Raw genomic sequence first — 6,622 nt, 5'->3', positions numbered from 1 at the left:
CTCGCTGGACTCTCGATGCTTGCGATCATTCCGGCCAGCCGGTTGCCGAACTATCTGCCGGGCGAAATTCCGGATCCGTCGGACGGCTCGGGACGCAAGACTTAGAGCGAGAGCTGAGGGCTTACTACCTGACGCGGTGCGATCAGTGCCGCGTCAGAACGATCCGAACACGGATCCGAGCACAATCGCCGCGACCAGGGCGATCAGCGCGACTACGATCGCGACCATCACGATATCGAAATAGCTCTCGCGATGGTTGCTGCCGCAAACCGCAAGCAGCGTGACCACCGCGCCGTTATGCGGAAGCGAGTCCAGTGTGCCGGCGCCGATGACTGCAATGCGATGCATGACTGCGGGATCGATGCCTTGCTCGGCAGCGAGTCGCATATAGGTCTCCCCGAGCGCATCAAGAGCGATGGTAAGGCCGCCCGAAGCTGATCCGGTCAGAGCGGCGAGGATGTTGGTGGCGACCGCAAGCGACACCAGCGGGCCGCCGCCGATCGACAGCACCCATTCGCGCACGATCGCAAAGGCCGGCAGGGCCGCAACCACCGCGCCGAACCCGACCAGGCTGGCAACGGTCACAAGCGGCAGTACCGATGCATTGGCGCCGGCATCCATGCTTTCGCGGATCGAGGGCAGCCGCCTGAAGTTGAGCAAGAGCAGCACGGCCACGCCTGCGGCCAGCGCTACCGCCACCGACCAGACGCCAGCCAGTGCGGAGAGCGTGGTGTTGCCCCAGCGTTCGTCGCCGAGGAAGCTGAAATCGATCCGCGGTAGCACAACGAACGACATCAGCAGGTTTACCAGCACCACGACCACAAGTGGGATGGCTGCGAGCGAGGGCGAGGGAGCTGTTTCGCTATGCTGGCCGTGATTGAGTTCGGCCGGATCGAACTCATGCGATGCCGTGGCGCGCTCGCGCAGGAATTGATCGTCGGCGAGCGAGGTCTGCGCAAGTCCTTCCACGCTGCGGCTGTCGAAGCCTTCTCCCTTGCCTCGGGCCGCAGCCTCGGCGCGGTTGAGCCACCACATGCCAAAACCGAAGATGATCAGAGACGCGATGATGCCGATGCCGGGTGCCGCGAATGGGGTTGTGCCGAAAAATGGCATCGGGATCGCGTTCTGGACCGCCGGCGTTCCCGGCAGCGCAGTCATGGTGAATGTGGAGGTGCCGAGCGCGATTGCCGCCGGCATCAGCCTGCGCGGGACATCGGCTGCGCGAAACAGCGTGATTGCCATCGGCCCGATGACGAAAAACGCGACGAACACGTTGACGCCGCCATAGGTCACGATGGCACCTGCCAGAACGACCGCGAGAACTACGCGCTGTTTGCCGAGCTTCTCGGTCATGCCGCGGGCGATAGCCTGTACCGAGCCGGTATCGTCCATCAGCTTGCCGAACAGCGCTCCAAGCAGAAAGATCGGGAAGAACTGCGCCACGAATTGCGCGGCGCTACCCATGAAAGTTTGCGTCCAATGCGCGAGCAGGGGCTCGCGCGAGAACCATGCCGCCAGCAAGGCGGCAGCCGGCGCGAGCAGCAGGATGCTCCACCCGCGATAGGCGAGCGCGATCAGCAGGCCGAGCGCAACGAGGATTCCGAGAAGGCCCATTTTGCTATGCCAGGTCCAGCAGGCGGTCGATATCGAAGGTAGAGGTTACGCCGATCCCGTCGCCATTCGCTTCGAGGAATGTGCTCGCTGCCTTACGCCCTTCCTCCTTCAGCATCGACAGGAAATCCCATTCGGCATTCAGTTTCGACGAATAGCCGAGCGTTGCCATGATATCATTGGGTACGAGATGGACGCGCATCTGCGCCCAGCGCGCACCTTCGCTGTCACTGCCGGCTGTGTTGCTGGCGACCTGACGCAGCAGCGCCATCATCCGCAATTCTTTCAATGCGACGGCGTTGAACGAAATCTCGTTCAGCCGGTTCAGGATGTCGCGCGCTGTAGTCGGCGTGCCCGGCCGGGTTATGGGATTGATCGGTATCAGGATGGTATCCTTCGAATCGCACTCCCGTATTAGAGGCGTCAGCGTCGGATTGCCGGAATAGCCTCCGTCCCAATAGGCTTCGCCGTCAATTTCGATTGCTTGAAACAGGGTCGGCAAACAGGCCGATGCGAGCAGCACATCCGGCGTGATCTCGCCATTCCTGAACACGCGGACGCGGCCTGTTCTCACATTGGTCGCGCTGATGAACAGCTTGATCGGGGATCGCTTGAGGCGCTCGAAATCGATCAGCTCTTCAAGAAGACGCCGCAACGGATTGGTGCCGCGCGACTGTAGATCGTAGGGCGAGAACAGCCGCGATATGATGTCCATGCCGACGAAGAGCGGAGAATGGTCGAGCGTCCATCGCCCCATCATGCGGTCGACCGGGCTGCGCTGAAACGGGCTGAACCGCGCCGCATCGGCGACATAGCGCCAATAGCGATCAAGCGCGGCACGCGCGCCCGCGGCTCCGCCTTCGGTAAAACCGTCCGCCATCACAGACGCGTTCATCGCGCCAGCCGATGTGCCGGAAATGCCGTCGATCTTCAGCCAGGACTCTTCAAGCAACCGGTCGAGGATGCCCCAAGTGAAAGCGCCATGCGAGCCGCCGCCCTGCAGGGCGAAATCCACCGCCACGGTTGCGCGGCGAGAGCCTGATCGGCCCGTTGAATCTTTACTGTTCATGTCGTGCGCACACGGGTGGCTGCCTACAATATGCGGCAATTGAGGCAATTGAGACCTATCAGGAGGCCTATCGCCGTTACGTCAACGGTGGCCTGTCGCCCGGCATTGTTATCGGCTCTTCAAGCAAGGAGCGTCCATTTGCAAACGTCTCATATGCAAGGAACGGGCCTCAGCAAGGAAAAGAGCCTCAGCAAGGAACGGGCCAGCAAGAAGCGAGCCTCGAAGCCGTATCGGGCTCTCCCCGCGCGCGATAGTCACAATCGGTTGTTCCGTACCGGGCGGTGGTGCGGTTATGGGTGTGGTGACCGCATTCCAGGCGCACATAATCTCTCGACCACGCGAGTTTTCTGGATTGCGAAATTTGCTCAGTTTATCGACGCTGCGCTGCAGCAATCAGCGCTATGATTATGTTGATCGCGCGGGCTAATGACATGTCGGGTCACTTTGTCAGCGCGAGTTTATTCCCTACGATCAAAAACTTTCTGATGGCACTCAGTCTCTCTTTTGACCAAATAAAAACTGAATATACTCCCCGCCGCAACGCGTCCGTAAGTCGCGTGAAAAATCTGGAGGAGTTGATGCCTCGACTGACCATCAATGGGCAGACGCACAATATAGACGTCGATCCCAGCACCCCGCTTCTGTGGGTTATCCGCGAAAATGTAGGTCTGACTGGTACAAAGTACGGGTGCGGCATTGCACAATGCGGCGCGTGCACGGTTCAGATTGAAGGAATGGGCGCGGTGCGCTCCTGCAGCCTTCAGGTCGGAGATGCTGAAGGCAAATCCATCACCACGATCGAAGGTCTCGCAAAGGGCGGTACTCTGCACAAGGTGCAACAGGCGTGGCTGGACCATGAAGTTCCGCAATGCGGCTATTGCCAGTCGGGCCAGATTATGGCCGCGGTCGAGTTGCTGAAGAATAATCCGAAGCCCACCGACGAAGACATCGACCGGGAGATGACCAACATCTGCCGGTGCGGAACCTTCCAGCAAATCCGCGCGGCCATCCACGCCGCGGCGAAAGCTTGAGGGAGGCGCGCATGAACATGGTCCCGAAGATGAATCGGCGTGCCTTTGTGATCGGTACGGCCGCCGCCGGCGGCATGGCGCTCGGCTTTGATTTGCCGTTTGGCGCCGCAGCGCTGGCGCAGTCGAGCCCCGCACAGGGCTTTGGCGAAAATCTCAGCCCGAACGAGCTCGGCATCTGGGTGGCGATCAGGCCCGATGACACTGTCGCGATCCGCGTCGTCCGCGCGGAAATGGGGCAGGGGTCGCAGACCGGCCTCGCCCAGTTGATTGCGGAAGAACTTGAGGCCGACTGGTCAAAGGTTGTCACCGAATATCCGACGCCGATGGACAACGTGAAGCGCAAGCGTGCCTGGGGCAATTTCAACTCCACCGGCAGTCGCGCGATCCGCGAGTCGAATCAATATGTGCGTGAAGGCGGCGCAGCCGCGCGGATGATGCTGATTCAGGCTGCTGCCAATGAATGGAAAGTGCCTGTCTCTGAATGCAGCGCGGCGAATTCCGTCGTGACGCATGGGCCGTCGGGGCGGAAGCTCAGTTACGGCAAGCTTGCCGAAGCTGCGGCAAAATTGCCGGTGCCTGAAAAGCCCGCGCTGAAAGATCCGAAAGACTGGAAGATTGCCGGCAAGCCTCTGAAGCGGCTCGACACCCGCGACAAGGTCGACGGCAAGATGGTGTATTCGATCGACTTCACCATGCCGGGCATGCTGAGCGCGGCGATCAAGGATTGCCCGGTCTTTGGCGGCAAGGTGAAGAGCTTCGACGCCTCCAAAGTCGTGAACATGAAGGGCGTGAAGAAGGTCGTTCAGGTCGACGAGAAGTCTATTGCCGTCATCGCCGAGACCTGGTGGCAGGCCAAGACCGCGCTGGATGCGCTTCCGATCGAATGGGACAAGGGCCCAAATGCCAATGTTTCATCGGAATCGATCGCGAAGTGGCTCGAGGAAGGGCTGACGGCCGATACCAAGTTCGTCGGCAACAAGGCGGGCGACGTTCAGGCGGCTTTCGCGGGGGCTGCGAAGAAACTCGAGGCCGTCTATTCCTACCCCTACCAGAACCACGCCTGCCTCGAGCCGATGAATGCGACGGTGCTCTATACGCCGGACAAGTGCGAGGTCTGGACCTCGACGCAGAACGGCGAGGCGGCCTTTGCGGCAACCATCGCGGCGTCCGGATTGCCGGCGGACAAATGCATCGTCCATCGCCTGATGCTTGGCACCGGTTTCGGCCGGCGCGCGCGCAGTGAATACGTCACCGAAGCGGTCAACATCGCCAAGCAGATGCCGGGTGTGCCGATCAAGATGATCAAGTCCCGCGAACAGGACATGACCAACGGCGTGTACCATCCGGTGACGCAGTGCAAACTGACCGGCGCACTCGACAAGGACAACAACCTTGTCGGCTTGCATATGCGCATCTCCGGTCAGTCGATCCTTGCCTATGCGCGTCCCGAGGCGATGCAGGCCGGTTCCGATCCTGCAACCTTCCAGGGGCTCAATGCCGGCGGCACGGAAGGGCAGTTCGGGTATGACATTCCGAACCTCTTGATCGATCATTCCATGCGCAATCCGCACCTGCCGCCGTGGTTCTGGCGTGGCGTGAACAACAACCAGAATGCGATCTATCTGGAATGCTTCATCGACGAGCTGGCGCATGCGGCCGGACAGGATCCGCTGGCATTCCGCCGCAAGATGATGAGCAAGCATCCGAAGCATCTTGCGGTCCTGAATGCAGTTGCGGAACGGGCCGGTTGGGACAAGCCCGCGCCCGCCGGTATCTTCCGCGGCATCTGCCAGCATATGGGTTACGGCAGTTATGTTGCGGCGGTTGCCGAGGTGTCGGTGAAGGACAACAACGTCAAGATGCATCGCATCGTGGCGGCCACAAATCCGGGCCATGCGGTGAACCCGGCGCAGATCGAGCGGCAGATTGCCGGTTCGTTCGTGTACGGGCTGTCGGCGCTGTTCCATGGCGGCATCACCGTCAAGGATGGCGCCGTGGTCGAGACAAACTTCGATACCTATGGTTCGCTGCGTATGTCCGAGATGCCGCATGTCGAGTCGGTCATTGTGCCGACGAACGACTTCTGGGGCGGTGTCGGCGAGCCCACGATCTTCGTGGCCGCGCCGGCCGTGCTTAATGCCATCTTCGCGGCGACCGGGAAGCGCTATCGCTCGTTCCCGCTGAAGAACCATAATTTGCAGATCGCGTGACCATCCGCGTCGATCGCAGAAGCTTGATCAAGGCAGCCGCGGCCAGCGCCGCGGCTGCCGCGTTTCCGAGGCCGGCCATCGCGCAGGGCTCAGCGCGCGTCGTGATTGTTGGCGGAGGCTTCGGCGGGACGAGCTGCGCGCGTGCGCTGCGTAAGATCGATCCGAAGATTGCCGTCACATTGGTCGTATCCAATCCAGTTTATACGGCGCCGCCGCACAGCAATGCCATTCTCGGCGGACTGACAGATCTGAAGTCCCAGCAATTTGGCTACGACCACATCAAGGCGCTGGGCGTCGAGGTGGCTCTGTCACCCATGGTCGGGATTGATCGGTTGAAGCGACGTCTTCTGCTCGGCAACAACCAGAATCTCACGTTCGATCGCCTCGTGGTGTCGCCAGGCATCGCGTTTCTGCCGAACGCGCTCGAGGGTTACGACCAGACCGCAATGACTGCGATGCCGCCGGCCTTCACCAGCAACGGTGAAATCGACGTGCTGCGTCGTCAGCTCGAGGACATGAACGATGGCGAGGCTGTCATCATCACTGTGCCAGTCAATCCGGCACGCTGCCCGCCAGCGCCCTACGAACGTGCCAGCCTCATCGCGCACTATCTCAAGGGAAAGAAGCCGCGGTCCAAGGTCATCATTCTGGACGCGAAGGAAAGCTTCACGATGCAGAAGCTGTTCCAGGCGGCGTGGAAG

Annotated in this window: 5 protein-coding genes; 3 read left to right on the top strand and 2 right to left on the bottom strand. The window is 60.9% G+C overall.

Annotated elements, in window-relative coordinates:
• Positions 1–153: 153 nt before the first annotated feature.
• Both VNZ93_RS22265 and VNZ93_RS22260 read right to left on the bottom strand, forming a co-directional pair.
• Positions 154–1,614 (bottom strand): GntP family permease, encoded by a 1,461-nt coding sequence (locus tag VNZ93_RS22265; protein ID WP_325710537.1) that lies wholly within the window; start codon positions 1,612–1,614, stop codon positions 154–156.
• Between the two features lie 4 nt (positions 1,615–1,618).
• Positions 1,619–2,680 (bottom strand): patatin-like phospholipase family protein, encoded by a 1,062-nt coding sequence (locus VNZ93_RS22260; RefSeq protein ID WP_325710534.1) that lies wholly within the window; start codon positions 2,678–2,680, stop codon positions 1,619–1,621.
• A 578-nt stretch (positions 2,681–3,258) separates the two neighbouring features.
• Between VNZ93_RS22260 and VNZ93_RS22255 the strand changes: the two genes are divergently transcribed.
• The 3 genes from VNZ93_RS22255 to VNZ93_RS22245 form a co-directional block, all read left to right on the top strand.
• Complete coding sequence (locus VNZ93_RS22255) at positions 3,259–3,711, top strand: (2Fe-2S)-binding protein (protein ID WP_325710541.1); 453 nt, start codon at positions 3,259–3,261, stop codon at positions 3,709–3,711.
• Positions 3,712–3,728: 17 nt separating this feature from the next.
• On the top strand, positions 3,729–5,921 hold the full coding sequence (locus tag VNZ93_RS22250; protein ID WP_414710158.1) for a xanthine dehydrogenase family protein molybdopterin-binding subunit: 2,193 nt from the start codon (positions 3,729–3,731) through the stop codon (positions 5,919–5,921).
• The coding region (locus tag VNZ93_RS22245) for an FAD/NAD(P)-binding oxidoreductase (protein WP_325710528.1) at positions 5,918–6,622 on the top strand (705 nt) is incomplete at its 3' end. The genes VNZ93_RS22250 and VNZ93_RS22245, both read left to right, overlap by 4 nt.

The sequence above is a fragment of the Pseudorhodoplanes sp. genome (assembly GCF_035565795.1).
In the GTDB taxonomy this organism is placed as follows: Bacteria; Pseudomonadota; Alphaproteobacteria; order Rhizobiales; family Xanthobacteraceae; genus Pseudorhodoplanes.
Note: the sequence above shows the minus strand (reverse complement) of the source record. Positions and strands in the feature narration are given on the sequence as shown.